At 63.7% G+C, this 26516-nt stretch carries 20 protein-coding genes; 11 read left to right on the top strand and 9 right to left on the bottom strand.

The features are described from left to right. Positions 1 to 22: 22 nt before the first annotated feature. On the bottom strand, positions 23 to 967 hold the full coding sequence (locus tag APH44_RS14560; RefSeq protein ID WP_054893310.1) for an alpha/beta hydrolase: 945 nt from the start codon (positions 965 to 967) through the stop codon (positions 23 to 25). Between the two features lie 201 nt (positions 968 to 1168). Between APH44_RS14560 and fadD2 the strand changes: the two genes are divergently transcribed. Beyond that, positions 1169 to 2857, top strand: coding sequence for a long-chain-fatty-acid--CoA ligase FadD2 (gene fadD2, locus APH44_RS14555; protein ID WP_054893309.1), 1689 nt, complete (start codon positions 1169 to 1171; stop codon positions 2855 to 2857). A 446-nt stretch (positions 2858 to 3303) separates the two neighbouring features. Next, positions 3304 to 5001 carry a long-chain-fatty-acid--CoA ligase FadD1 gene (gene fadD1, locus APH44_RS14550; protein ID WP_054893308.1) on the top strand — a complete coding sequence of 566 codons (1698 nt, stop codon included), beginning with the start codon at positions 3304 to 3306 and terminating at the stop codon, positions 4999 to 5001. A 42-nt stretch (positions 5002 to 5043) separates the two neighbouring features. On the opposite strand, the gene APH44_RS14545 is transcribed toward fadD1, so the two are convergent. Then, complete coding sequence (locus tag APH44_RS14545) at positions 5044 to 6351, bottom strand: FAD-binding oxidoreductase (RefSeq protein WP_054893307.1); 1308 nt, start codon at positions 6349 to 6351, stop codon at positions 5044 to 5046. Positions 6352 to 6382: 31 nt separating this feature from the next. Continuing rightward, complete coding sequence (locus APH44_RS14540) at positions 6383 to 7747, bottom strand: glutamine synthetase family protein (RefSeq protein ID WP_054893306.1); 1365 nt, start codon at positions 7745 to 7747, stop codon at positions 6383 to 6385. A gap of 456 nt (positions 7748 to 8203) precedes the next feature. On the opposite strand from APH44_RS14540, the gene APH44_RS14535 reads away from it, so the two are divergent. The 3 genes from APH44_RS14535 to APH44_RS14525 all read left to right on the top strand — a co-directional run bounded on the left by APH44_RS14535 (position 8204) and on the right by APH44_RS14525 (position 13894). After that, entirely contained in the window at positions 8204 to 8452 is a 249-nt protein-coding gene (locus tag APH44_RS14535; RefSeq protein ID WP_054893305.1) for a hypothetical protein, read from the top strand. Positions 8453 to 8655: 203 nt separating this feature from the next. Continuing rightward, a complete protein-coding gene (gene hrpA, locus APH44_RS14530; protein ID WP_054893304.1) occupies positions 8656 to 12561 on the top strand; it encodes an ATP-dependent RNA helicase HrpA in 3906 nt (1301 codons plus the stop codon). A 211-nt stretch (positions 12562 to 12772) separates the two neighbouring features. Beyond that, the gene (locus APH44_RS14525; RefSeq protein WP_054893303.1) at positions 12773 to 13894 is read left to right on the top strand and encodes a beta-ketoacyl-ACP synthase III; all 1122 of its coding nucleotides are present in this window, start codon (positions 12773 to 12775) and stop codon (positions 13892 to 13894) included. Positions 13895 to 14019: 125 nt separating this feature from the next. Here APH44_RS14525 and APH44_RS14520 read toward each other — a convergent pair whose 3' ends face one another. Then, on the bottom strand, positions 14020 to 15264 hold the full coding sequence (locus APH44_RS14520) for a putative porin (RefSeq protein WP_054893302.1): 1245 nt from the start codon (positions 15262 to 15264) through the stop codon (positions 14020 to 14022). Positions 15265 to 15528: 264 nt separating this feature from the next. On the opposite strand from APH44_RS14520, the gene APH44_RS14515 reads away from it, so the two are divergent. Beyond that, complete coding sequence (locus tag APH44_RS14515; protein WP_054893301.1) at positions 15529 to 16656, top strand: GNAT family N-acetyltransferase; 1128 nt, start codon at positions 15529 to 15531, stop codon at positions 16654 to 16656. A gap of 121 nt (positions 16657 to 16777) precedes the next feature. On the opposite strand, the gene APH44_RS14510 is transcribed toward APH44_RS14515, so the two are convergent. From APH44_RS14510 to APH44_RS14495, 4 genes are read right to left on the bottom strand one after another with little or no spacing between them, the layout of a single operon-like run. Further along, entirely contained in the window at positions 16778 to 18610 is a 1833-nt protein-coding gene (locus APH44_RS14510; RefSeq protein ID WP_054893300.1) for an ABC transporter ATP-binding protein, read from the bottom strand. A gap of 55 nt (positions 18611 to 18665) precedes the next feature. Continuing rightward, positions 18666 to 19223 (bottom strand): peptidylprolyl isomerase, encoded by a 558-nt coding sequence (locus APH44_RS14505; protein ID WP_054893299.1) that lies wholly within the window; start codon positions 19221 to 19223, stop codon positions 18666 to 18668. Next, complete coding sequence (locus tag APH44_RS14500) at positions 19217 to 20029, bottom strand: alpha/beta fold hydrolase (RefSeq protein WP_054893298.1); 813 nt, start codon at positions 20027 to 20029, stop codon at positions 19217 to 19219. Before APH44_RS14500 ends, APH44_RS14505 begins: the two co-directional genes overlap by 7 nt. Positions 20030 to 20042: 13 nt before the next feature. Then, positions 20043 to 20966, bottom strand: coding sequence for a LysR family transcriptional regulator (locus tag APH44_RS14495; protein WP_054893297.1), 924 nt, complete (start codon positions 20964 to 20966; stop codon positions 20043 to 20045). A 49-nt stretch (positions 20967 to 21015) separates the two neighbouring features. Here APH44_RS14495 and APH44_RS14490 point away from each other — a divergent pair, with 49 nt between their 5' ends. Further along, a complete protein-coding gene (locus tag APH44_RS14490) occupies positions 21016 to 21330 on the top strand; it encodes a hypothetical protein (protein WP_054893296.1) in 315 nt (104 codons plus the stop codon). 110 nt (positions 21331 to 21440) lie between these two features. Continuing rightward, the gene (locus tag APH44_RS14485; RefSeq protein ID WP_054893295.1) at positions 21441 to 22040 is read left to right on the top strand and encodes an FMN-dependent NADH-azoreductase; all 600 of its coding nucleotides are present in this window, start codon (positions 21441 to 21443) and stop codon (positions 22038 to 22040) included. A 101-nt stretch (positions 22041 to 22141) separates the two neighbouring features. Here the strand turns inward: APH44_RS14485 and APH44_RS14480 are convergent, their stop codons facing one another. After that, entirely contained in the window at positions 22142 to 23029 is an 888-nt protein-coding gene (locus tag APH44_RS14480) for a LysR family transcriptional regulator (RefSeq protein ID WP_054893294.1), read from the bottom strand. A 263-nt stretch (positions 23030 to 23292) separates the two neighbouring features. Here APH44_RS14480 and APH44_RS14475 point away from each other — a divergent pair, with 263 nt between their 5' ends. The 3 genes from APH44_RS14475 (at position 23293) to APH44_RS14465 (ending at position 26397) form a co-directional block, all read left to right on the top strand. Next, positions 23293 to 24342 (top strand): nitronate monooxygenase family protein, encoded by a 1050-nt coding sequence (locus APH44_RS14475; RefSeq protein WP_054893293.1) that lies wholly within the window; start codon positions 23293 to 23295, stop codon positions 24340 to 24342. Between the two features lie 236 nt (positions 24343 to 24578). Continuing rightward, positions 24579 to 25454 carry a carboxylate/amino acid/amine transporter gene (locus APH44_RS14470; protein ID WP_054893292.1) on the top strand — a complete coding sequence of 292 codons (876 nt, stop codon included), beginning with the start codon at positions 24579 to 24581 and terminating at the stop codon, positions 25452 to 25454. A 7-nt stretch (positions 25455 to 25461) separates the two neighbouring features. After that, complete coding sequence (locus APH44_RS14465) at positions 25462 to 26397, top strand: AEC family transporter (RefSeq protein ID WP_054893291.1); 936 nt, start codon at positions 25462 to 25464, stop codon at positions 26395 to 26397. Positions 26398 to 26516: the final 119 nt, after the last annotated feature.

Below are 26516 nucleotides of genomic sequence, written 5' to 3'. Positions count from 1 at the left end.
TGGAGGGACGAGGTGGTGCACATCATTCGCTGCGGGCAGGGCGGCCAAGGGCCAGTGCCTGCTCCAGCCAGGCAATGATGTCGTGGGTGACCTCGTCGCGATTGGTTTCGTTGAGCACTTCGTGGCGTGCCTGCGGGTAGACGCGCAATTGTACATGGCGATTGCCGGTCGCGCGCAGGGCGTTGGCCAGGTGGGTGAGACGCTTGCCGGCGCTGACCGGATCACATTCGCCGCCGATCACCAGCATCGGCAGGTTCGGATCGATCTGCGCCAGATGGCGCGGCTGGCTGATCTGTGCAAGGCCTTGCAGCAGGTCGAGCCACAGCTGGTTGCTGCAACGAAAGCCGCACAGCGGGTCATCGACGTAGGCGTCGACCTCGGCCGGGTCGCGGCTGAGCCAGTCGAACGCCGTGCGGTTGGGTTTGAAGGCCTTGTTGAACGAGCCGAACGACAGCCAGTCGATCAGCGCGCTCTTGCCCTCCACCCCCTGGCGCCAAGCCTCCAGGCGGGCGATCAGGCGTGCTGCGCGATAGAGCGCAGCCGGCTGGAAGTTCGAGCCGCTGAGCACCGCCCCATGCAGGCTGCCACTGTGGTGCAGCAGGTACGCCTGAGCGATGTAGCTGCCCATGCTGTGGCCGAACAGGAACAGCGGCGTGCCGGGGAACTGCTGGCCGATGTGCTGGCTGAGCAGGCCCAGGTCGTTGACCACCGTGTTCCAGCCGTGGTGGTGGGCGAACAGGCCGAGGCTACCTAGCTCTGCGGTGCGGCCGTGGCCACGCAGATCAGGGGCGAACAGGGCAAAGCCGGCATCGTTCAGTGCATGGCCCAGGCGCCGGTAGCGCCCGGCGTGCTCGGCCATGCCATGGGCCAGCAGCACCACGGCCTTGACCGGCGTCTGCGGCAGCCACTGATGGACGTACAGACTGCAGTGCTCGCTGGCGGGCAGCCAGAAGGCGTCGTGGGCCATGGAAAATCCTTTGTGCACGGGATTGAGCTCAGTGTATGCACAATGACCAGGATTGCAGCAGGGGCACAAATAAGATTCACAATGTTAATGGCAGCCCTTGGCGTATTTGCCACCTCCGGCTTACCTGCTAACGTCGGCTCAACGCCTTTTTGCCGTTGGGCAATCAGGTCATGGACGGTTCAGGCTGAGGAACAACAATAAATGCAAGCCGACTTCTGGAATGACAAGCGCCCGGCGGGCGTGCCTTCCACCATAGACATCACTGCTTACAAATCCGTCGTCGAAGTGTTCGAGCGTTCCTGCAAGCGCTTCGCCGACCGCCCGGCGTTCAGCAACCTCGGCGTCACCCTCAGTTACGCCGAGCTGGAGCGCCATTCGGCGGCCTTTGCGGCCTGGTTGCAACAGCACACCAACCTCAAGCCCGGTGATCGCATCGCCGTGCAGATGCCCAATGTCCTGCAATACCCCATCGCCGTCTTCGGCGCGATGCGCGCCGGGCTGATCGTGGTCAACACCAACCCGCTGTACACCGAGCGCGAGATGCGCCACCAGTTCAAGGATTCCGGCGCCCGTGCGCTGGTGTACCTGAACATGTTCGGCCAGCGCGTGCAGACGGTGCTGCCCGACACCGGCATCGAATACCTGATCGAGGCGAAGATGGGCGACCTGCTGCCGGCCGCCAAGGGCTGGCTGGTCAACACGGTGGTCGACAAGCTGAAGAAGATGGTGCCGGCCTACCGCCTGCCCCAGGCCGTGTCGTTCAAGCAGGTACTGCGCGAGGGCCGTGAACTCACGTACAAGCCGGTGGTGCAGACGCTCGAGGATGTCGCCGTATTGCAATACACCGGCGGCACCACGGGGCTGGCCAAGGGCGCGATGCTCACCCACGGCAACCTGGTCGCCAACATGCTGCAGGTGCTGGCCTGCTTCGCCCAGCACGGGCCCGACGGCCAGCCGCTGATCAAGGAAGGGCAGGAGGTGATGATCGCGCCGCTGCCGCTCTATCACATCTATGCCTTCACTGCGAATTGCATGTGCATGATGGTCACGGGCAATCACAACGTACTGGTCACCAACCCGCGCGACATTCCGGGCTTCATCAAGGAGCTGGGCAAGTGGCGCTTTTCGGCATTGCTGGGCTTGAACACCCTGTTCGTCGCGCTGATGGACAACCCGGGCTTCAAGTCGCTGGATTTCTCGGCGCTGAAGGTCACCAACTCGGGCGGCACCGCGTTGGTCAAGGCCACCGCCGAGCGTTGGGAAAGCCTGACCGGCTGTCGCATCGTCGAGGGTTACGGCCTGACCGAAACCTCACCGGTGGCGAGCACCAATCCCTACGGGCAACTGGCGCGGCTGGGTACGGTGGGCATCCCGGTGGTCGGCACCGCGTTCAAGGTCATCGACGACGACGGCAACGAGATGCCGCTGGGCGAACGCGGCGAGTTGTGCATCAAGGGGCCGCAGGTCATGAAGGGCTATTGGCAACAGCCGGAGGCAACAGCCCAGGCGCTGGATGCCGACGGCTGGTTCAAGACCGGTGACATCGCGGTGATCGACCCGGACGGCTTCACCCGCATCGTCGACCGCAAGAAGGACATGATCATCGTCTCGGGCTTCAACGTGTATCCCAACGAGATCGAGGACGTGGTCATGGGCCACCCGCAGGTGGCCAGTTGCGCGGTGATCGGCGTGCCCGACGAACGCTCCGGCGAAGCGGTAAAACTGTTCGTGGTTCCTCGGGCGGGCGGTGTCAGCGTCGAGGAGCTCAAGACCTTCTGCAAAGCCAACTTCACCGGTTACAAGGTGCCCAAGCACATCGTGCTGCGCGATTCACTGCCCATGACGCCGGTAGGCAAGATCCTGCGTCGGGAGTTGCGCGACATCGCCTGAAATCCACCGTACCTGCGGGAGCCACTATCTTGCTTAAAATTTAAAGTCCAGCCCAATTCCCTGTGGGAGCGGGCTTGTCCCGCGATCGGGCGCGAAGCGGCCGTAGAACCTGGCACCGAGATTTATCAGGACGATTTCGACTGCCTGGCTTGCGGCCGCTTCGCGCCCGATCGCGGGACAAGCCCGCTCCTACAGGGACCGAGTCGGCTGCAGCACGCACCGCAATGCGACATTTTGATTAAATACTCTAGAAATGACTTGTAGAGTTCATTGAGTCACTTTGGTGACTGTCGGGGCTAGCGAAGCCCTCTAGGCGACCCCAGGCAAAGCTGTTACTCTCGGCGCGCTTTCAGATGATGCGGTTTGCAATGAATCCCTTCATCTCATATCAATAATAAACGCATCGACGCGTGAAGAATTCGCTGTTGCTAAAGGAGTGGGCTTCCATGATCGAACATTTTTGGAAGGATAAATACCCAGCCGGAATTACGGCGGAAATCAATCCTGACGAATTCCCCAACATCCAGGCCGTACTGAAGCAATCCTGCCAGCGCTTCGCCGACAAACCGGCGTTCAGCAACCTCGGCAAGACCCTCACCTACGGCGAGCTGTATACCCTGTCCGGCGCTTTCGCGGCCTGGCTGCAACAGCACACCGACCTCAAGCCCGGCGATCGCATCGCCGTTCAACTGCCCAATGTACTGCAATATCCCGTCGCTGTGTTCGGTGCCATGCGCGCCGGCCTGGTCGTGGTCAACACCAACCCGCTGTACACCGCGCGTGAACTCGAGCATCAGTTCACCGATTCTGGTGCCAAGGCCGTGGTGTGCCTGGCCAACATGGCGCATCTGGTCGAGAAGGTCCTGCCCAAGACCCAGGTCAAGCATGTCATCGTCACCGAGGTGGCCGACCTGCTGCCACCGCTCAAGCGCGTGCTGATCAACAGCGTCATCAAATATGTGAAGAAGATGGTGCCGGCCTACAGCCTGCCCCAGGCGGTGCGCTTCAACGACGCACTGGCCAAGGGCCGCGGCCAGCCGGTCATCGAGGCCAGCCCGCAAGCCAATGACGTGGCTGTGCTGCAATACACCGGCGGCACGACGGGTGTGGCCAAGGGCGCGATGCTGACCCACCGCAACCTGGTCTCCAACATGCTGCAGTGCCGCGCCTTGATGGGCTCGAACCTGCAGGAAGGCTCCGAGATCATCATCACGCCGCTGCCGCTGTACCACATCTATGCGTTCACCTTCCATTGCATGGCCATGATGCTGATCGGCAACCACAACGTGCTGATCAGCAACCCGCGCGACCTGCCGGCGATGGTCAAGGAACTGGGCAAGTGGAAGTTCAGCGGTTTTGTCGGGCTGAACACCCTGTTCGTCGCCCTGTGCAACAACGAAACCTTCCGCAGCCTGGACTTCTCGGCGCTGAAGGTGACGCTTTCCGGTGGCATGGCCCTGCAACTGAGCGTGGCCGAGCGCTGGAAGGCGGTCACCGGCTGCGCCATCTGCGAAGGCTACGGCATGACCGAGACCAGCCCGGTGGCGGCGGTCAACCCGTCCGAAGCCAACCAGATCGGCACCATCGGTATCCCGGTGCCGTCCACCCTGTGCAAGGTCATCGACGACAGCGGCCAGGAACTGCCGCTGGGCGAAGTCGGCGAGCTGTGCATCAAGGGCCCGCAGGTGATGAAGGGCTACTGGCAGCGCGAAGACGCCACTGCCGAGATCCTCGACAGCGAAGGCTGGCTGAAGACCGGCGACATCGCGGTGATTCAGCCCGACGGCTACATGCGCATCGTCGACCGCAAGAAGGACATGATCCTGGTCTCGGGCTTCAACGTGTACCCCAACGAACTGGAAGACGTGCTGGTCGCCCTGCCGGGCGTGCTGCAATGTGCCGCGATCGGCGTGCCGGACGAGAAGTCGGGCGAGGTGATCAAGGTGTTCATCGTCGCCAAGCCGGGTGTCACGCTGACCAAGGAACAGGTGATGGAGCACATGCGTGCCAACGTCACCGGCTACAAGGTGCCGCGGTTCATCGAATTCCGCGATGCCCTGCCGACGACCAACGTCGGCAAGATCCTGCGTCGTGAGCTGCGCGACGAAGAGATGAAGAAGCTGGGGCTGAAGAAGATCGCCTGATTCACACCGGCCCGCTCCCGCAAGAGCGGGCCGGTTTGGGTTTCAGCGCAACCTTTCCAGCATCTGGTAGTACCACATACCCACCGACAGCAGCGGGTTGCCCAGCACATCCCCCATCGGCACCTTGATGTGCTTGCATGCGGCGAAGGTGTCGAACTTCTCCAGCGTCCCGGTCAACGCCTCGGCCATGATCTCGCCCATGATGTGGCTGGTCGCAATGCCATGCCCGGAGTAACCCTGGCAGTACCAGACGTTGTCCGACAGCTTGCCCAGCTGTGGGATGCGGTTGACCACGATACCCATGGCGCAACTCCACTTGAATTCGATCGGCACGCCCTTGAGCGCCGGGAAGGTGCGCTCGATGCAAGGGCGCAGCTCGGCTTCGATGTCTCGCGAATCACGCCCCGAATAGTTGGCGCCGCCACCGAACAGCAGGCGCTTGTCGGCGGTCAGGCGGTAGTAGTCGAGCACGAAGCGACAGTCGTACACCGCCAGGTCCTCGGGGTTGATCTGCTCGGCCAGCTCGCCCAGCGGCGCGGTGGTGACGATGCCACCCATGGCCGGGAAGATCTTGCCCTTGAGCTGGCGCTGCTCGAGCTTGTGGTACACATCGCCCGCCAACAAGATCTGGCGCGCCTCGATTCGACCATTGGCGGTAACCACTGCCGGACTCGGACCGTGGACGATATCCAGCACTTCCGAATTTTCGAAGATCAGCGCGCCGAGGCTGTGCGCAGCCCGCGCCTCGCCCAGGCACAGGTTGAGCGGATGCAGGTGCAAGTTGCGCGTATTCTTCAGTGCCCCGAGGTACAGCGGGCTCTGCAGGTGGCGCGAGATGCCCTGGCGGTCGAGCAGTTGCACCTGGTCGCCCATACCACGGCGCTGGGCCTCGGCTTCGAAGGCGCGCAGTTCCTCCAGGTGCGACGGCTTCATTGCGGCATGCAGGTGGCCGCGCTTGAGGTCGCACTGGATGCCGTAGCGCGCCACGCGCTGTTCGATGATCTGGTGCCCGCGCCAGCGCAGGTGCCAGATGAAATCGTCTACCTCGCTGCCGAGCCGGTCACGCATCTGCGTGCGCATGGCCTCGTCGCCGGACAGGCTGCCAGTCACCTGGCCACCATTGCGCCCGCTGGCGCCCCAGCCGATGCGGTTGGTCTCGACGATGGCGACCTTCAGCCCGCGCTCGGCCAGCTCCACGGCGGTGGCGACGCCGGTGAAGCCGCCACCGATGATCGCCACATCAACCTGCTCGGTGCCGTTGAGCGTCGGGTACTCGGTCCGATCGTTGAGGGTGGCGCTGTAGTAGGACGGTGCGCGCTGGGCCGGGCCGTTGTTCAGTGCTGCGTTCATGGGGTGTTCCTTGTTCTGAATAGGGTAGGGCTCAGGCCTGGTGCAGGTACCAGCGCCAGTCCTGTTCGCTGACTTCGGCCATGAACTGGCGGTATTCGGCGCGTTTGACCTTCAGGTATACCCCGAGGAACGCATCGCCCAGCGCTTCGCGAGCCCAAACCGAGTGCTCCAGTGCATCGAGGGCGGTGAGCCAGTCGGTGGGCAGGTGCTCGGTGGCCTGGGCATAGCCGTTGCCCTCGACCGGAGCGCCAGGGTCCAGTTGTTCGCGAATGCCTTGGTGCGTGGCGGCGAGAATGGCCGCGGCAGCCAGATAAGGGTTGGCATCGGCGCCGCAGATACGGTGCTCGATGTGTCGGCTGGGGGCCGGGCCGCCGGGTACGCGCAGGCTCACGGTGCGGTTGTCGACACCCCAGGTCGGTGCCAGCGGCGCATAACTGTTGGCCTGGAAGCGGCGGAACGAGTTGGCGTTGGGGCAGAACAGCAGCAGCGAATCGCGCAGGTGGCGCAGCATGCCCGCCACGGCCTGGCGCAGCAGCGGCGTACCGGCCGGGTCTTCGCTGGCGAACAGGTTGCGGCCTTCGCTGTCAGCCAGGCTCAGGTGCATGTGCATGCCGGTGCCGGCGATCTGGGCGAAGGGCTTGGCCATGAAGCAGGCCTGCATGCCGTGGGCATGGGCCACGCCCTTGACCAGGCGCTTGTAGCGCACGGCCTGGTCCATCGCTGCCAGCGCATCGCCGTGCTCCAGGGTGATCTCCACCTGGCCGGGGGCATACTCGGAAATCGCCGTGCGTGCCGGAATGCCCTGGGCCTTGCAGGCGGCATACAGGTCAGCCAGGAAGGGCTCGATCTGTTCCAGCTCACGCAGGCCATAAACCTGTGTGCTGCGTGGTCGGCCGCCGTCGCTGTCGAGCGCCGGTTGCGGGCGGCCCTGGGCATCGCGCTGCTGGTCGAGCAGGTAGAACTCCAGCTCGCAGGCCATCACCGGGTGATAACCGTCGGCCTTCAGGGCCTCGATGGTGCGCAGCAGGACATGGCGCGGGTCGGCAATGCTGGCGGGCAGGCCTTCGCTGGGGTGCATGCTGACCTGCACTGCGGCGGTCGGCACCCGGCGCCAGGGCAGGCGTACCAGGCTGCCGTCCAGGGGGTAGGCGCGGCAGTCGATGTCACCGACATCCCAGACCAGGCCCGAGTTTTCCACATCGTCGCCATTGAGGGTCAGGCCAAGGATGGTGCTGGGCAGCGGCCGGCCGCTTTCATACACCGCCATCAGCTCGTCACGGTGCAGCAGCTTGCCGCGCGGCACGCCGTTGGCGTCGAGGATGAACAGTTCGATCAGGTCGATGTCGGGGTTTTCGGCCAGGAAACGGCGGGCTTGCTCGGGGTTGGCAAAGTGCATGGGGGCTCGCTCGCGCCCCTGTCGTTCAGGGGCGCACAAGACCACCGCGGGTTGGCGCGGTGCGTCGGACGGATTCAGGCAGCCGCAGGGCTGCGGTAGGCGTCAATGGACAGCGAGCGAGGTATCCGGCGGGCGAGCATGGCGGCAGTGCCACAGGGCCCAGAAGGCGAGGATGATGTGGACCAACGGATTTTCACCGGCGCGGGCCCTGACCTTCGGCAGCGAAGGGCGTGACAGCGGGGGCGCGGTGATCGGGTCGGGAATCATGCCCTGGATACTCACATGGTGGATAAGGTTGATTAAAGCAGTGAATGGCGACGTTCACTCCAGAACTGGCTAAACATTTGCGCCGCTTGGTGATTGGGTTTCGGAGTAGTCCTACGAGATGTTCAGACTGTAATGGATAGGGGGCCACAGTCCAGCAGCCTGATGCTGATCATTTAATCCGGGGTAGTCATGGCTGACGTCTTTGCAATTGGCTTCATCTGCATTCTCGCGGTAGGCGTCAACTGGCTATTCCGGTCTAGCAGGCTCCGAGTGTTCATGTATCTGGTTTTCATGGCAGCAGCGATTACGAGTTGCGCGAAACTGGGTGAGCACGAAAACCTGTTGCTCGACGGTTTGGTCTGGACCGTCTTTTTCACAGTGGCTGGCACACGACTGCTGTTCAAGCGTTCGCGGTATTTCGAACGGGATCGGGGCTGATCGGAAATTGCCGGGGTGCACGCTCGCGTAGGGGGTAACTGTCTTGTTCAAAATCTGATAGCCAGCTCAGTCCTTGTAGGAGCGGGCTCGCCCGCGAAGAGGCCGGTACAGGCAGCAGAGAACCGGCAAATCTGCGACAATCGCGCATTCTCAAGAATGCCGATCATGCAAAAGCAGGCTCACCTGCATCATCAGAAAGCCCCATGACTGACCACGCCATCGACAAACTGCTGCAAAACCTCGACCACGCCATGATCGCCGACCGCCATCGCCTGCGGCGGCAACTGCACGAGCTGCGCAAGCGCCCCGACGAGGGCAAGCTGGCGCAGTGGGTGGAGAAGGTCCAGGCGTCCTGCGCCCAGGTCACCGCGCGCCAGCAGAGCGTGCCGAGCATCCGCTACGACGACAGCCTGCCCATCGCCGCCAAGCGCGACGAGATCAAGAAAGCCCTGGCCGAGCACCAGGTGCTGGTGATCGCTGGCGAAACCGGTTCCGGCAAGACCACCCAGTTGCCGAAGATCTGCCTGGAGCTGGGCCGCGGCAGTCATGGCCTGATCGCCCATACCCAGCCGCGCCGGATCGCCGCGCGCAGCGTGGCGACGCGGGTTGCCGAAGAGCTCGGCACTCCCCTTGGGGCGCTGGTCGGTTACCAGGTGCGCTTCGAGGACCAGAGCGACTCCAACACCCTGGTCAAGCTGATGACCGACGGTATCCTGCTGGCCGAAACCCAGCACGACCGCTTCCTCGAACGCTACGACACGATCATCGTCGACGAAGCTCACGAGCGCAGCCTGAACATCGATTTCCTGCTCGGCTATCTCAAGACCCTGCTGCACCGGCGCCCCGACCTCAAGCTGATCATCACCTCGGCGACCATCGATCTGGAGCGCTTCTCCAAGCACTTCGATGGCGCGCCGATCATCGAAGTGTCCGGCCGTACCTACCCGGTGGACACCTGGTACCGCCCGCTGACCAGCGAGCAGGACGAGGAGGGCAACCAGGTCGAGGACGACCTCACAGTCGACCAGGCGATCCTCGCCACGCTGGATGAAATCGCCCAGCACGAACGCAGCCAGGGCAAGGGCCCGGGCGATGTGCTGGTGTTCCTGCCCGGCGAACGCGAGATTCGCGATGCCGCCGAGATCCTGCGCAAGGCGCAGCTGCGCCACACCGAGATCCTGCCGTTGTACGCGCGCCTGACCCCGGCCGAGCAGCAGAAAATCTTCCAGTCCCACAGTGGCCGACGCGTGGTGCTGGCGACCAACGTTGCCGAAACCTCGCTGACCGTGCCGGGCATCCGCTACGTGATCGACAGCGGTACCGCGCGCATCAGCCGCTACAGCTACCGCGCCAAGGTCCAGCGCCTGCCCATCGAGGCGGTGTCGCAGGCCAGCGCCAACCAGCGTAAAGGCCGTTGCGGGCGGGTCGAGCCGGGTATCTGCATCCGCCTCTACAGCGAGGACGATTTCAACGGCCGCCCGGCCTTCACCGACCCCGAGATCCTGCGCACCAACCTGGCGGCGGTGATCCTGCAGATGCTGCACCTGCGCCTGGGCGAGATCGACGCGTTTCCGTTCATCGAGCCGCCGGATGGCAAGGCCATCAGCGACGGCTTCAACCTGTTGCAGGAGCTCTCGGCGGTCAACCGCGAGAACCAGCTCACGCCGCTGGGCCGCCAGTTGGCGCGCCTGCCGATCGACCCGCGGTTGGGCCGCATGTTGCTCGAAGGTGCCCGCCAGGGCAGCCTGCAGGAAGTGCTGATCGTCGCCAGTGCGCTGTCGGTACAAGACCCGCGCGAGCGTCCGCCGGAGCGCCAGCAGGCCGCTGACCAGGCGCACGCGCAGTGGAAAGATGTCGATTCGGACTTCGCCGCGCTGGTCAACCTGTGGCGCGGCTTCGAGGAGCAGCGCCAGGCGCTGACCGCCAATCCGCTGCGCAACTGGTGCCGCAAGAACTTCCTCAGCTACCTGCGCCTGCGCGAGTGGCGTGATGCGCATCGCCAGCTGTCGCTGATCTGCCGTGACCTGCAGCTGGCGGTGAACAAGGATGCCTCCGATTACCAGCGCATGCACAAGGCGATCCTCAGCGGTCTGCTCAGCCAGATCGGCCACAAGACCGAAGAGGGTGATTACCAGGGCGCGCGCCAGCGGCGCTTCTGGGTGCACCCTTCGTCCGGCATCGGCCGCAAGCGCCCGCAGTGGGTGATGGCGGCCGAGCTGGTGGAAACCACCAAGCTGTATGCGCGCATGGTCGCCAAGATCGAGCCGGACTGGATCGAGCCGCTGGCCGGGCACCTGATCAAGAAGAACCATTTCGAGCCGCACTGGGAGAAGAAGCGCGGGCAGGTGGTCGCCTATGAACAGATCACGCTGTATGGGTTGATCCTGGTCGGTCGGCGCCCGGTGCACTTCGGTCCGATCGATCCGGTGACCTCGCGCGAGCTGTTCATCCGCGAGGGGCTGGTCGGTGGCGAGATCCAGTCCAGGGCCAAGTGCCTGTCGGCCAACAAGCGCCTGCTCGAGCAGCTCGATGAGCTGGAAGCCAAGGCCCGCCGTCGTGACATCCTGGCCGACGAAGAGACGCTGTACGCCTTCTACGAGGCGCGCCTGCCGGAAGAGATCCACCAGACCGCGACCTTCGACAGCTGGTATCGGATGAACAGCCAGAAGGACGCCAACCTGCTGATCATGCGCGAAGAGGACGTGCTCGCCCGTGAGGCCAGCGAAGTCACCGCCGCGCAGTACCCGGACCACCTGCAGGTGGGCGACCTGCGCCTGTCGCTGAGCTATCACTTCGAGCCCAATCACCCGCGCGACGGTGTCACCGTCCGGGTGCCAGCGCCCTTGTTGCCGAACCTGCCGGGCGAACGCCTGGAGTGGCTGGTGCCGGGGCTGCTGGAGGCCAAATGCGTGGCCCTGGTGCGCAATCTGCCCAAGGCCCTGCGCAAGAACTTCGTGCCGGTGCCGGACTTCGTCAAGGCGGCGTTGTCGCGCATGAGCTTCGGCCAGGGCGCCTTGCCGCAGGCCCTGGGCCAGGAACTGCTGCGCATGACCGGGGCGCGCGTCTCGGACGAGGCGTGGGCCGAATCGGCGGGGCAGGTCGAAGGTCACCTGCGCATGAACATCGAGGTGGTCGACGGCCAGGGCAAGTTCCTCGGCGAAGGCCGCGACCTGGCCGAGCTGACCGCGCGCTTCGCCGCTGCCAGCCAGGCCGCGCTGGCGTTGCCACGTAGCGAGAAAACCGAACAGCCGGTGCAGGCCAAGGCCTTCGCCCAGGTGGCGCAGACTGCCCAGCAGAAGATCGCCGGCCTTTCGCTGACGGTGTATCCGGCACTGGTGGAAGACAACGGCGCGGTGCGCGAGGGGCGTTTCTCGACCCAGGCCGAAGCCGAATTCCAGCACCGGCGCGCGTTGCAGCGCCTGTTGCTGCAACAGCTGGCCGAGCCTGCCAAGTTCCTGCGCGGCAAGCTGCCGGGGCTGACCGAGCTGGGGCTGCTGTACCGCGAGCTGGGCCGGGTCGAGTCGCTGGTCGAGGATATCCTGCTGGCCAGCCTCGACAGCTGTGTGCTCGAAGGCGAGACGCCACTGCCGCGCGACGGCGCCGCGCTGGCCTCGCTCGCCGAACGCAAGCGTGGCGACTGGGCCGAGCATGCCGAGCGGCTGGCGCGCCAGACCCTGGAAGTGCTCAAGCTGTGGCATGGCCTGCAGAAGCGCTTCAAGGGCAAGATCGACCTGAGCCAGGCGGTGGCACTGAACGATATCAAGCAGCAACTGGGCAATCTGGTGTACCCAGGCTTCGTGCGCGAGACGCCGGCGCAGTGGTTCAAGGAACTGCCGCGCTATCTGAAGGCCATCGAGCTGCGCCTGGAGAAGCTGGGCTCGCAGGTACAGAAGGACCGGGTCTGGAGCGGCGAGCTGGGCAACCTGTGGACGCAGTACAAGACCCGCGCCGACAAGCATGCCCAGGAGGGCAAGCGTGACGCCGAACTGACCCTGTATCGCTGGTTGCTGGAGGAATACCGGGTGTCGCTGTTCGCGCAGCAGTTGGGGACGAAAGTGGCGGTTTCCGATAAGCGATTGAGCAAGCAGTGGAGTTTGGTGGAAGCCTAAATTCCCTGAGTTGTGGCAATATTGGTGCAATTTGGGCCGCGTTGCGGCCCATCGCATGACAACCCCGCTCTCACTTTGTGGGAGCGGGCTTGCCCCGCGATCGAGGGCGCAGCCCTCGCTGACGATCTCAAGTTGGCACTAAAGTGCCATTAATCACAGCCCATCCCGGCCAACGCCCGCCAGGCGCAGGCCACAGACCAGAGGAACGACCGTGCACAACGTCGTGATCAGCGGCACCGGCCTGTATACCCCGGCCCAGAGCATCTCCAACGAAGAACTGGTGGAATCCTTCAACACCTGGTCGCAACAGTTCAACGCAGACAACGCCGCCGCCATCGAGCGTGGCGAGGTCGAGCCGGCGCCGCTGTCCGACGCGGCGTTCATCGAAAAGGCATCAGGCATCAAGAGCCGCTTCGTCATGGACAAGGCCGGCATCCTCGACCCGCAGCGCATGAAGCCACGCCTGCCGGAGCGCTCCAATGACGAGTATTCCATTCTTTGCGAAATGGCCGTGGCTGCAGCCCGCCAAGCGCTGGAGCGCGCCGGTCGTACCGCTGCCGACGTCGATGGGGTGATCGTCGCCTGTTCCAATCTGCAGCGCGCCTATCCTGCGATCGCCATCGAGGTGCAGCAGGCCTTGGGCATCCAGGGCTTCGGCTTCGACATGAACGTGGCCTGCTCCTCGGCCACCTTCGGCATCCAGAACGCCGCCAACAGCATCCAGCTCGGCCAGGCCCGGGCGATCCTGATGGTCAACCCGGAGATCTGCACCGGCCACCTGAACTTCCGTGACCGCGACAGCCACTTCATCTTTGGTGATGCCGCCACTGCCGTGTTGCTCGAGCGCGCCGACCAGGCCACATCGAAGCATCAGTTCGACATCGTCAGCACCAAGCTGCTGACCTCGTTCTCCAACAACATCCGCAACAACTTCGGCTTCCTCAACCGTGCGGCGGAGGAGGGTGAAGGCACCCGCGACAAGCTGTTCGTGCAGGAAGGGCGCAAGGTGTTCAAGGAAGTCTGCCCGATGGTCGCCGAGCTGATCGGCAAGCACCTGGCCGAGAACGACCTGCAGCCTTCCGACGTCAAGCGCTTCTGGCTGCACCAGGCCAACCTGAGCATGAACCACCTGATCGTCAAGAAGCTGCTGGGGCGTGAGGTGAGCGAGCAGGAGGCACCGGTGATTCTCGACCGTTATGCCAACACAAGTTCGGCCGGCTCGGTGATTGCCTTCCACCTGTACCAGGATGACCTGGAGCAGGGATCGGTGGCGGTGCTGAGCTCGTTCGGGGCGGGGTATTCGATTGGTAGTGTGATTCTGCGCAAGCGCTGATAACGGCTGCGGCCTTTTCGCGGGCTTGCCCGTGAAAAGGCCGCTGTATTTTCAGCAGCCGAAAAAAGCGGGAAGCGCCGGATGGGGTCGGCACTTCCCGCTGAGCTACGCAGGGGAGCGTTCGTTTAGAACTTGGCTTCCAGGTCGACCTGCAGGGTGTCGACGTCCGCGTCGGTGTTCGGCAGCTGCGAACGGTCGGTCTTGGCCATCAGGTAAGCCGCGCCGACAGCGAAGTTCTTGTCGATTTCGTAACCGACCTTGAACTTGTGACCACGGTTACCGGTGAAGCCGTTGCCGAAGTCGGAGTCGGTGAAGGCGCTGACCACAGCGTTGCGCTGTACGTCGCGGTAGTTGTAGTCCAGGCTCCAGGCGCCGAGCTTGGTCTTCACACCCGCCAGCCAGGCCTTGTCTTCGCCGTCGGTGCTGTCGGTGTTCTTCACGTACTGACCGTAGGCGGCCAGCGGGATGGCGAAGCCGGTGAAGTCGATCTGACCGAAGCCTTCCACCAGGTTGAACTCGGTGGTGGTGTTGCCGAACTGACGCAGAGCGGCAGATTCCTTGTCGTTGTCGTAGCCGTAGATGCTGCCGCCAACGGTGACCTTGAGGGTGTCAGCCGGTGCGAAGCGAGCACCCAACTGGCCGTGGTACAGCTGGGCGTCGTGCTTGAACTGCACGCCGTCGCCATCGACGTTGTCCTTGAGGGTGTACTGACCGGCGCTACCGAACAGCTCGGCGCCGCCCAGGTTGGTCTTGTAGGTGACTGCCACACCTTCAGGGTTCAGGTCGCTATCCCAGATGATGTCGCCCATGCTCACCCAAGGCTGTTGCATCTTGCCGCCGATCAGGTGCAGGTTCGGGATGGCGGTCGGGTGCCAGTCGAGGTAGGCCAGGTCGACCCACAGCGATTTCTTTTCGAAGTAGTTGTCCAGGCTCTGGTTGGTCGAGCGGCCATCGGCGCTGCTGCCGGTGGCGATACGCACGCCAGCATCGACCTGCGGGTTGATTTCGCTGTAAAAGCCGACGCGGGCACGGACGCGCTCGCGGTCCTGGTTGCCGCTGCCGCTGCGTGGGTTGTCGACGTTGACGTCTTCGTAACGCAGGCGCACGTCACCCTTGATCTGGGTCTTGGCGGCCCATGCCACTTTCTGTTCGAAGGAGCTCAGGCGCTCGGACTGTGCCTTCTGGTCGGCCTTTTCCTTGGTTTCTTTTGCCAGATCGGCCTGCAGTTCGCTGTACTGCGCCTGGTTGATCGAGCCGTTGGCGCGGAGCATTTCGAGCAGCTTGGCGTCGACTGCAGCACTGGCCGGGGCGCTCAGGGCCAGCATCATGCCGGTGAGGCTAACTCCGGTAAGTGTAGAAACAAGACGCATAAGGTTCTCCCTATTGGAAAAGTGTGGGGAGGCTTTTGTGCGCCCACCCCCAAGTTGGCATGTCTCCGGAAAAGGCCTGACTAGACAGGTTCTCGGCATCCGAAAAACAGGCGCAAGTATTGCGAGGGGGGATTACAGAATAATGTCTATTTAGTGGCACTGCTGTTAAGTAATTACTCACATGGTTATAAGAACAGCCATCGTCATTTGAGCGATCCGGCGCCTTTGGCGATACTGGCGACCTGTGTTCAGGGAGCCGAAGTCGTGACCAGCCTCTACAGCCTTGCCCACCTGCGTGATCTGCCGGCACTGTCCTGGGACGCGCTGGTGCCTGCCGGCCAGCCGTTCCTCAGCCATGCTTTTCTCAGTGCGCTGGAAGACAGCGGTAGCGTCAGCCGCCAGACCGGCTGGGCCGCCGAGCACCTGGTGCTGGAGCGTGACGGCGAGGTGCGGGCGTTACTGCCGGCCTACCGTAAATGGCATTCGTTCGGTGAGTACGTGTTCGACCATGGCTGGGCCGATGCCTGTGAGCGTGCGGGTATCGCCTATTACCCCAAGCTGCTCGGGGCAGTGCCGTTCAGCCCGGTCAGCGGGCCGCGACTGCTGAGCGCGGACCCCGCTGACGCCCTGCTGTTGTTGCAGGCGTTGCCGGAGTACCTGGTCAAGGGTGAGCTGTCCGGTGCGCACATCAACTTCACCGACAGCAGCCTGGACGAGCAGATGCTCGCCCAGCCGGGCTGGATGGAGCGCCTGGGCTGCCAGTTCCACTGGCGCAACCGTGGTTACCGGGACTTTCAGGACTTTCTCGACACCCTCAGTTCGCGCAAGCGCAAGCAGATGCGCAAGGAGCGCGAACAGGTGGCCGGGCAGGGCATCGACTTCCAGTGGCTGCGTGGCGATGAGCTTGACCAGGCGCGCTGGGATTTCGTCTACCGCTGCTATGCCAACACCTATGCGGTGCGGCGACGTGCGCCCTACCTGACCCGCGAGTTCTTCAGCCTGTTGGCCGAGCGCATGCCCGAGGCGCTGCGGGTGGTGGTTGCACGGCAGAACGGCCGCGACGTGGCCATGGCCTTGAGCCTGGTCGGAGGCGACAGTTTCTATGGTCGCTACTGGGGCTGCCTGGACGAATTCGACCGCCTGCATTTCGAGACCTGCTTCTACCAGGGCATGGATTATGCGATTGCCGAAGGGTTGCAGCGGTTCGACGCCGGGGCCCAGGGGGAGCACAAGCTGATTCGCGGATTCGAGCCGGTGCTGACGCGCTCGTGGCACTACTTGCGCCATCCGGGGCTGCGGCGGGCGGTGGACGAGTTCCTGGCGCAGGAGCGGGACGGGGTAAGGGAGTATGCGCTGCAGGCGCGGGAGATGCTGCCGTATCGGCGGGGTTGAGTGGGGTTTGTGCCGGCCCTATCGCGGGGCAAGCCCGCTCCCACAGGTACCGCGTTGCACTGACGGACAGCGCGGTACCTGTGGGAGCGGGTTTACCCGCGAAAAGGCCCTTGAGGCGATATCAATCGACTCCGACGAACCCGCCCGTCTGGTGATGCCACAACCGGGCGTACAACCCCTGCTGAGCCAGCAGCTCGGCATGGCTGCCGCTCTCGACGATACGCCCCTTCTCCAGCACCACCAGCCGATCCATCCGGGCGATGGTCGACAGGCGGTGCGCGATGGCGATCACGGTCTTGCCCTGCATCAGGGTTTCCAGGCTCTCCTGGATCGCCGCCTCGACTTCCGAGTCCAGCGCCGAGGTCGCCTCGTCCATGATCAGGATCGGCGCATTCTTCAGCAGCACGCGGGCAATGGCGATGCGCTGGCGCTGGCCGCCGGAGAGCTTGACCCCACGCTCGCCCACATGGGCGTCGAAGCCGGTGCGGCCCTGGGCGTCGGACAACTGCGGGATGAACTCGTCAGCCCGGGCGCGGCGCACCGCCTCCCAGACCTCCTCGTCGCTTGCGTCCGGCCTGCCATACAGCAGGTTGTCGCGGATCGAGCGGTGCAGCAGCGAGGTGTCCTGGGTGATCATGCCGATCTGCGCACGCAGGCTGGCCTGGTTGACCTGGGCGATATCCTGGCCATCGATGAGGATGCGTCCGCCCTGCACGTCGTACAGGCGCAGCAGCAGGTTGACGAGCGTGGACTTGCCCGCGCCGGACGGGCCGATCAGGCCGATCTTCTCGCCCGGGCGAATATCCAGGTTCAGCCCATCGATGACCTTGCCACCCTTGCCGTAGTGGAAGTCCACATCGTCGAAGCGCACACCGCCCCGGCTGACTTTCAATGCCGGGGCATTGGGCGTGTCGGTGACGGAAACCGGCTGGGCAATGGTCTGCAGGCCATCCTGGACCATGCCGATGTTCTCGAAGATGCCGTTGACCACCCACATGATCCAACCGGACATGTTGACGATACGGATCACCAGGCCGGTGGCCAGGGCAATGGCGCCGACGCTGATCAGCGACTGGCTCCACAACCACAGTGCCAGGCCAGTGGTGGCGACCACCAGCAGGCCGTTGAGGGTGGTGATGACCACATCCATGCTGGTGATGACCCGTGAAGCCAGTTGCGTCTTCTCGGTCTGCTCGCTGATCGCTTCGCGGGCGTACTGCTGTTCGTAGTCGGTGTGGGCGAACAGCTTGAGGGTGGCGATGTTGGTGTAGCCATCGACGATCCGCCCCATCAGTTTGGAGCGTGCGTCAGACGACACCACCGAGCGTTCCTTGACCCGTGGCACGAAGTAGTAGAGCGCGGCGATATAGCCGACGATCCATACCAGCAGCGGAATCATCAGGCGCCAGTCGGCCTCGGCGAACAGCACCAGCGAGCTGATCGCGTAGATCAGCACGTGCCACAGCGCATCCACCGCCTGCACCGCCGAGTCGCGCAGCGAGTTGCCGGTCTGCATGATGCGCTGGGCGATGCGCCCGGCGAAGTCGCTCTGGAAGAAGTTCAGGCTCTGCTTGAGCACATAGGTGTGGTTCTGCCAGCGGATCAGGCTGGTCATCCCCGGGTTGATGGTCTGGTGCACCAGCAGGTCGTGCAGGCCGAAGAACACCGGCCGCAGCACCAGCACGACCACCAGCATCCAGATCAGCTCGGTGCTGTGCTCGCTGAAGAAGTTGACGTTGGGCGTGCCCTGGGCCAGGTCGATGATCCGGCTCAGGTAGCTGAACAAGGCCACCTCGATCAGCGAGGCGACCAGGCCGACCACCAGCAAGGCGAGAAAGCTCGGCCAGACCTGACGCAGGTAGTACAGGTAGAACGGCCAGACCGTGCTCGGCGGCGCCTCGCTGGGCGCCTCACGGAAAATGTCGATCAGTTGCTCGAAGCGACGGTACAGCATGGAAACTCCTGTTGATCCCGCTCGCGGGCGGCTTCACATCCTGTGAGACCCGCGATCAGTCGATACGTTTGGCCGACTTGATGTAGACCGGATCGGCCGGTACATCGCGCATGCCTTTCTTGACGGTGGTGGGGGAGTTGACGATCTGGTCGACCACCTCCATGCCCTTGGTCACCTTGCCGAACACCGCGTAGCCACGGTCACGACCGGGGTTGAGGAAATCGTTGTCGGCCACGTTGATGAAGAACTGGCTGGTGGCCGAGTTCGGATCCGAGGTGCGCGCCATCGACAGCGTACCGCGAGTGTTCTGCAGGCCGTTGCTGGCTTCGTTTCGGATCGGATCCTTGGTGTCTTTCTGCACCATCTGATCGGTGAAGCCGCCGCCCTGGACCATGAAGCCCGGGATCACGCGGTGGAAGATGGTGTTGTTGTAGAAGCCGCTGTCGACGTACTGCAGAAAGTTCTTCGTGCTGATCGGCGCTTTTTCGGCGTTCAGTTCGATCTCCACCTGGCCGAAGCTGGTGTCCAGCAGCACGTGAGGGGTCTTGTCGGAGGCCATGACACTGGCGGCGAAGGCGAACGAGCAGGCGGTGAGCAGGAGTTTCTTCAGCATGGGCTCAATGATCCTTGAGAGGTGGATGCGGCTGCGAGAAAGCGCAGCAGGGTCTGGTTGAAGACCTCGGGTTGGTCCAGGGGCGTAGCGTGCCGCGAATCCTCGATGACCGCCAGTGTCGCGTGGGGCATCAGGGCAACGTAGCGTTCTTTCTGTTGTATCGGGGTGTAGTCGTGGTCGGCGGCAATCACCAGGGTCGGACACTGGATCTTCCCGATGCGTTCCTGTACGCCCCAGTCGACGATGGCGTCGAAGCTCTTGAGATAGGCGCGCTTGTCGTTGCGCGCCCAGCGCTCGGCCATCTTGCGCCGCAGTTCGCCTTGTTCGGGCTTGGGAAACAGGCGCGCGGCCAGGCCCTGGCCGACCGTCTCGACGCTGAGCAGGCGTGCCAGACTCCAGCGCTTGGCCCACCAGATCCAGTGTTCGAGATTGTGGCGCTTGACCTCGGGGGCGCTGTTGACGATGCACAGGCTGCGCAGCCTGTGCGGATGGTCGACGGCAAACTGAAAGCCGACCATCCCGCCCATGGACAAGCCCACGAAGTGCACCGGGCCGGTGTCCAGATGGTCGAGCAAGGCCAGCAAGTCTTCGCTGAAGGTCTTGATCTGGTAGCCGTGGCGAGGCTTGGCCGACTGGCCGTGGCCGCGGATGTCCATCAGGATCACCCGATAGTGACGGCTCAGCTCGGGGACCTGCAGTTCCCAGTCCTGGCTGCTCGAACCGAGCCCGTGCAGCAGTACCAGGGGCTCGCCCTGGCCATGTTCCTCATAGTGCAGCAGGCATCCGTCACGTTCGAAACAGGCCATGGGCGCGGTCCTCTCAGGCTTGCGGGGGGGCTGCGAAGGGCACGTCCAGTGGCGCGGTGTCGAAATTGCGCAGCAGCTCGATGAGGATCTGCGTGGCCGGACCCAAGGTCTTTTCCTTGCTCGAGTAAAGGTAGAACAGCGGGTGGCGACTGCCACCCTGATCGAGCGGCAGAGGCTTTAGCAGGCCCTCGCGCAGCTCGCGTTCGATCATGTGCCGGGGCAGCCAGGCAAAGCCCAGGCCACTGCCGACGAAGGTCGCCGCGGTGCCCAGGCTACCGACGGTCCAGCGCTGTTCGGCGCCCAGCCAACCGACGTCGCGTGGCTGGCTGCGGCCGGAGTCGCGGATCACCACTTGCAGCTGGCTTTCCAGGTCCTGGAACGTGATCTCTCGGCCCAGGCGATGCAGGCTGTGCTCGGGGTGGGCGACGGCGACGAACTCCACCGCGCTCAGCTCGGCGCCCAGATAGCCGGGAATGTTGAAGCTGCTGATGGCAAGGTCGGCGATGCCTTCGTGCAGTACTTCCTCGACCCCGGACAGCACTTCTTCACGCAGGCGCACCCGGCAGCCGCGGCTTTGCGGCATGAAGGCGCTGAGCGCACGCACCAGGCGGGCGCTGGGGTAGGCGGCATCGACCACCAGGCGCACTTCGGCCTCCCAGCCCTGTTCCATGTGGTGAGCAAGGTCTTCGAGCTGGCTGGCCTGCTTGACCAGTTGCCGCGAGCGACGCAGCAGCACGCTGCCGGCCTCGGTCAGTACTGCCTTGCGCCCGTCGATGCGCAGCAGCGGCACACCCAGTTGCTCCTGCATGCGTGCCACGGTGTAGCTCACCGAGGATTGCGAGCGGTGCAGGGCTTCGGCGGCCTGGGCGAAGCCGCCGTGATCGACGACCGCCTGCAGGGTCCGCCATTGATCCAGGGTCACGCGCGGCGCTTTCATCTTCGGCTCCTGTTGTCCTAAGCTGCGCTCACTACAAGGAGAGCGCGAAATGAAGAAATGGTTTGCGGTACTGCTGACGTCCCTGCCCCTGAGCGCCATGGCCTATCCGATCGATGTGCAAAAGGAGATCGAAGGGGTCAAGCTCGACTACACCGCGTACGACACCGCCTACGACATCGGCAGCATCAGCCTGAACAACTATGGGCAGGTGCCGGCTGCTTGCAAGGTCACCATGCGCAACGGCCCGGAAGCGCCCAGGGTGCGTCGGGTCAATGTGCCGGCCGGCAAGAGCGTCGACGTCACTGCCAAGTTCAACCGGCAGATCATCAAGCTGCGCATCGACCTGAGCTGCAAACCTGAATAAAACAGATTAATCGATAGATTGAACCCACTTTTTACGCTTTTTTATCGATAGGTCAAGCCTTAATCTCACCTCCATCGAATCGCAACCCTTTTTGCCGATGGAGGCACCCCATGTCCCGCGTACTGATCATCGAAAGCAGCGCCCGCCAGCAGGATTCCGTTTCCCGTCAACTGACCCGCGACTTCATCCAGCAGTGGCAAGCGGCGCATCCTGCCGACGAGATCAAGGTACGCGACCTGGCGGTCAACCCGGTGCCGCACCTGGACGCCAACCTGCTCGGTGGCTGGATGAAGCCCGAAGAGCAGCGCAGCGCGGCTGAAATCGAAGCGCTGGCCCGTTCCAACGAGCTGACCAATGAGTTGCTGGCCGCCGACGTACTGGTGATGGCCGCGCCCATGTACAACTTCGCCATCCCCAGCACCCTCAAGGCCTGGCTCGACCACGTGCTCCGCGCCGGCATCACCTTCAAGTACACCCCGACCGGGCCGCAGGGGCTGCTCAACGGCAAGCGTGCGATCGTCCTGACTGCCCGTGGCGGCATCCATGCCGGCGCCACCAGCGATCATCAGGAACCGTACCTGCGCCAGGTGATGGCCTTCATCGGTATTCACGAGGTGAACTTCATCCACGCCGAGGGCCTGAACATGAGTGGCGATTTCCATGAGAAGGGGCTCAACCAGGCCAAGGCAAAACTGGCGGCGGTAGCGTAAAACGCGAGGTAGCCACGAATTCCCAACCCTGACACCTGTTGCTCCTTTGGGTGTATGTGCCCGGTCAAGCGAATGACCGGGCTTTTTTTTGCGCGCAAGGCTCAGTGCAGATCCGCCACTTCCCTGCGCTGCTGCGCCATCTCCATGAAGGCGCTCATCGCCGAAGTCGGCAGCGAATCCTGGCGACGGATGAACACCGTGGACACGCGAGAGAATTCCGCTGGCAGCTCATGGCAGCGAATCGCATGGCGCACGCTGCAGTTCTGCGTCACCGACCTGGGCAACAGGGTCACGCCCATTCCGGCCGACACGCAGGTAAGGATGCCATCCAGGGTGCCCATCTCCATGATCTGGTTGGGCACCAGGCCAACCCGGTAGAACCAGTTCTCCAAGGTAGAGCGGTAGAAGCAGCCGCTGCGAAACACCAGCACTGTCTGCGAGGGCATTCGCGCCATCAAGCTGTCGAGCGAATCGAACTGGTCGCTGCTGACCAGCACCAATTCCTCGCAGAACACCTCTTGCTGGGCAAGCATCGGATTCTGGTGAAATCCTCCGACGAAAGCGCCATCGATCCGGTGGGACTCGATGGCCTTGATCAGTTCTGCAGTGGTGCCGGTAAGCAACGACAGTTGCACATCGGGATGCTGCTCGCGGTAGCGGGTGAGGATCTTCGGCAGGCGAATGGCGGCGGTGGTCTCCATCGAGCCCAGGCGCAGCGGGCCGTTGGGTACGCCGGTATCGAGCAGGGCGCTGCGGCTTTCTTCGGTCAGTTGCAGGATGCGTCGGGCATACCCGAGAAACGTCTCGCCCGCAGCCGTGAGCACGACGCCGGATTTTCTGCGGATGAACAGCTCGCGATTGAGCTCCGCCTCGAGCTCCTTGATGCGCATGGTCACGTTGGATTGCACGGTGTTGATCCTGGCTGCGGCCGCGGTAAAACTGCCCAGGTCGGCCACGGCGCAGAAGATCTTCAACTGGCGCATTTCCATGAGGTCTACCTATCACTGATGATGATTGATGGCCTGTTTATGCATCATTTCATACCCGGTTATCCAGTGGCTTGGGGGCAACCGGTCCCGTCTGCTGCTTCACGATCAGTGATGGAACTCATCATTTATCATCATTTGTGAAAATTCATGGGTGCGCTTAAGGTCGACTCTGGGCTCGCTCCACGCCAACGGAAACGCGCGCCCGCCATGAACCACCCGCCGTCGCCTGCGCTGCGATGAGCAATCCATGATGAGCAACCTCAATGACCACTGACATCCAGGCTTTGCTGAACATCCGTTTCCCCATCATCCAGGCGCCCATGGCGGTCGCCTCCACGCCGGCGCTGGCGGCGGCGGTATCGAATGCGGGCGGTTTGGGTTCGATCGCGATAGGCCCGTGCTCGGTCGAGCAGGCTCGCCAGCACATACGTGCAACCTTCGCGCTGACCCAGAAACCGTTCAACGCCAATCTGTTCTGTCATCGCCCGGCGCTGCGAGATGACGTGCGCGAGGATGCCTGGCTGCAAGCGCTCGAAGCGCGCTTTGCCGAGTTTCAGGCCCAGCCGCCGACGGGCCTGCGGGAAATCTATCGCTCGTTCGTCGAAGACCCCGAGATGCTGCAGATGCTGCTGGAAGAAAAACCGGCAGTGGTGAGTTTTCATTTCGGCCTGCCGCCGCAGTCGTTCATCGAGGCGCTCAAGGCGGCCGGTATCGTGCTGCTGGCCTGCGTGACCAATGTGGAGGAGGCGCTGCAGGTACAGCGAGCCGGGGTCGATGCACTGATCGCCCAGGGTTACGAAGCGGGCGGCCACCGCGGGATCTTCGACCAGGATCATGATGATCGATTGAGCACCCTGGCACTCGTACGCCTGCTGGCTGATCACGTTCAACTGCCGATCATCGCGACCGGCGGGATCATGGACGGCGCAGACATCGCCAAGGCGTTCGCGCAGGGCGCCTGTGCGGCACAGTTGGGTACAGCGTTCTTGCTGTGCCCGGAGTCGGCGGCCAACGCGGCCTATCGTGAGGCGCTGACCGGGCCACGGGCGCGCCAGACGCAGATTACCAGCGCAATTTCCGGACGGCCTGCGCGGGGTATGGTCAACCGCGCGTTCGAGGTGAAGAGCGCTGCGGGCGTGCCGGATTATCCCCGCGCCTACGATGCCAACAAGGCGCTCAATAGCGTGGCGACTGCCCAGGGCTGCAGCGACTTCGCCGCACAATGGGCCGGTACCGGCGCCTATCGGGCGCGCGCCATGCCGGCAGCGCAGTTGGTCGAAGTGCTGATGGCCGAGCTCGACGCGCAGCGCTGACAGGCAAGATCTGGCTCAAAGGCTGTGGTGGAACTGGCTTGTTCAAAATCCAAAGACCAGCCCAATCCCCTGTAGGAGCGGCGGTTCGGCGCTCCGACTTGCCCGCGAAAAGGTCGCTGCGGTGGATGGCACCAGCACAACCGGTGCCATCCACCGCCGCATCTTCATCTTCCTCCCGGTTGCCCAGAACACCCCGTACCCGCTAAGGTCGCCGCCTTGATCCACGAGAGGCAACCATGGGCTACCTGATTATCGTCGCGCTGATCCAGGCGTTTTCCTTCAGCCTGATCGGCGAATACCTGGCCGGCCATGTCGACAGCTACTTCGCCGTGCTGGCGCGGGTACTGCTGGCAGGGCTGGTGTTCCTGCCGCTGACCCGCTGGCGCCAGGTCGAACCGCGCTTCATGCGCTCGATGCTGCTGATCGGCGCGCTGCAGTACGGCATCACCTATGTCTGCCTGTACCTGAGCTTTCGCGTGCTCACCGTGCCTGAAGTGCTGCTGTTCACCATCCTCACCCCGCTGCACGTCACCCTCATCGAAGATGCACTGAACCGCCGCTTCAATCCCTGGGCGCTGCTTGCGGCCCTGGTCGCGGTGGCCGGCGCAGCGGTGATCCGCTTCGACAGCATCAGCGGCGAGTTCTTCATGGGCTTCCTGCTCCTGCAACTGGCCAACTTCACCTACGCCGCCGGGCAGGTCCTGTACCGTCACCTGATCGCCCGCCACCCCAGCGACCTGCCGCACTACAAGCGCTTTGGCTACTTCTACCTGGGCGCGCTGATCGTCGTGCTGCCGGCCTTCCTGCTGTTCGGCAACGCCCAGCACCTGCCGAGCACCGACGTGCAATGGCTGGTGCTGTTGTTCCTCGGCCTGTGCCCGACCGCACTGGGGTTGTACTGGTGGAACAAGGGCGCCTGCCTGGTTTCCGGCGGCACCCTGGCGGTGATGAACAACCTGCACGTGCCGGTGGGCTTGCTGCTCAACCTGCTGATCTGGAACCAGCACGAGCCGCTGGGGCGGTTGTTCATCGGCGGTGCGGTGATCCTCGCCTCGGTGTGGCTGAGCCGCCTGGGCGACCGCCGCAGCCCGGCGCTGGCCGGCAAGGCCTGAGGCGCCCATGCATACCATCCTGGTCATCGTCGCGCCGATCTTCGCCCTGATCCTGGTCGGCTACCTGTGCCGCAAGACCGGCAAGCTCGGCGAACAGGCCGCCGCCGAAATCAACCGCATGGTGGTCTGGCTGTGCCTGCCGGCGCTGCTGTTCAAGGTGACCGCCACCGCGACCTGGAGCGAAATCTGGCACCCCGGCTTCATCGTCGCCTTCGGTGCCGGCGCGCTGGCAATGTTCTTCGTTACCCTCGCTTGGCGCCTGTTCAGCGGCCACAGCCTGGTGGCCTCGAGCATCGATGGCTTGAGTGCAGGCTATGCCAACACCGGCTACATCGGCATCCCACTGTGCCTGTTGCTGTTCGGCCAGCCAGGGCTGCAACCGGCGCTGATCTCGTCGCTGATCGTAGTCTGCCTGGTGTTCGCGATTTCCCTGACCCTGATCGAGATCGGCCTGCAGGAAGAACGCCAGATCGGCCGCGCCGTAATGCTGGTGGCCAAGGCGCTGGCGAAGAACCCGCTGGTGATTTCGCCACTGACCGGCGCTGCCTGGGCCATGTCCGGCCTGGGGCTGGCCGAGCCGGTGATGCACTTTCTCGACATGCTTGCCCTGGCCACCACGCCTTGCGCGCTGGTGTCGCTGGGGGCATTCCTGGCGCAGAAACGCAGCGGCGCGCAGGCCAGCCCCTGGCCGCTGGTGGGGCTCAAGCTGGTCGGGCAACCGGCACTGACCTGGGTGCTGGCCTTCAAGGTGTTCAGCCTGCCGACCATGTGGGCGACCTCGGCGGTGCTGCTGGCGGCGCTGCCGACCGGGACCGGGCCGTTCATGCTGGCGGAGTACTACAACCGCGAGGCGGGGCTCATTTCGCGCACCATCCTGCTGTCGACGGTGGCTTCGCTGCTGACCCTGACCGGGCTCATGTACCTGCTGGGTGTGGCGGGCTGACTGCTACGAAATGATCGCGGGACAAGCCCGCGTCTGTAGGAACGGCCGAGGATATGGGCCATTCAGCGAGTCTATGCGGCCAACTGAAACAGGGTTGAAGGCGAGCGGCGGCTTGCGGG

It is taken from the genome of Pseudomonas sp. NBRC 111143 (genome assembly GCF_001320965.1).
GTDB classification, from domain to species: domain Bacteria; phylum Pseudomonadota; class Gammaproteobacteria; order Pseudomonadales; family Pseudomonadaceae; genus Aquipseudomonas; species Aquipseudomonas machongensis.
This window is presented reverse-complemented; position numbering and strand designations above follow the sequence as displayed.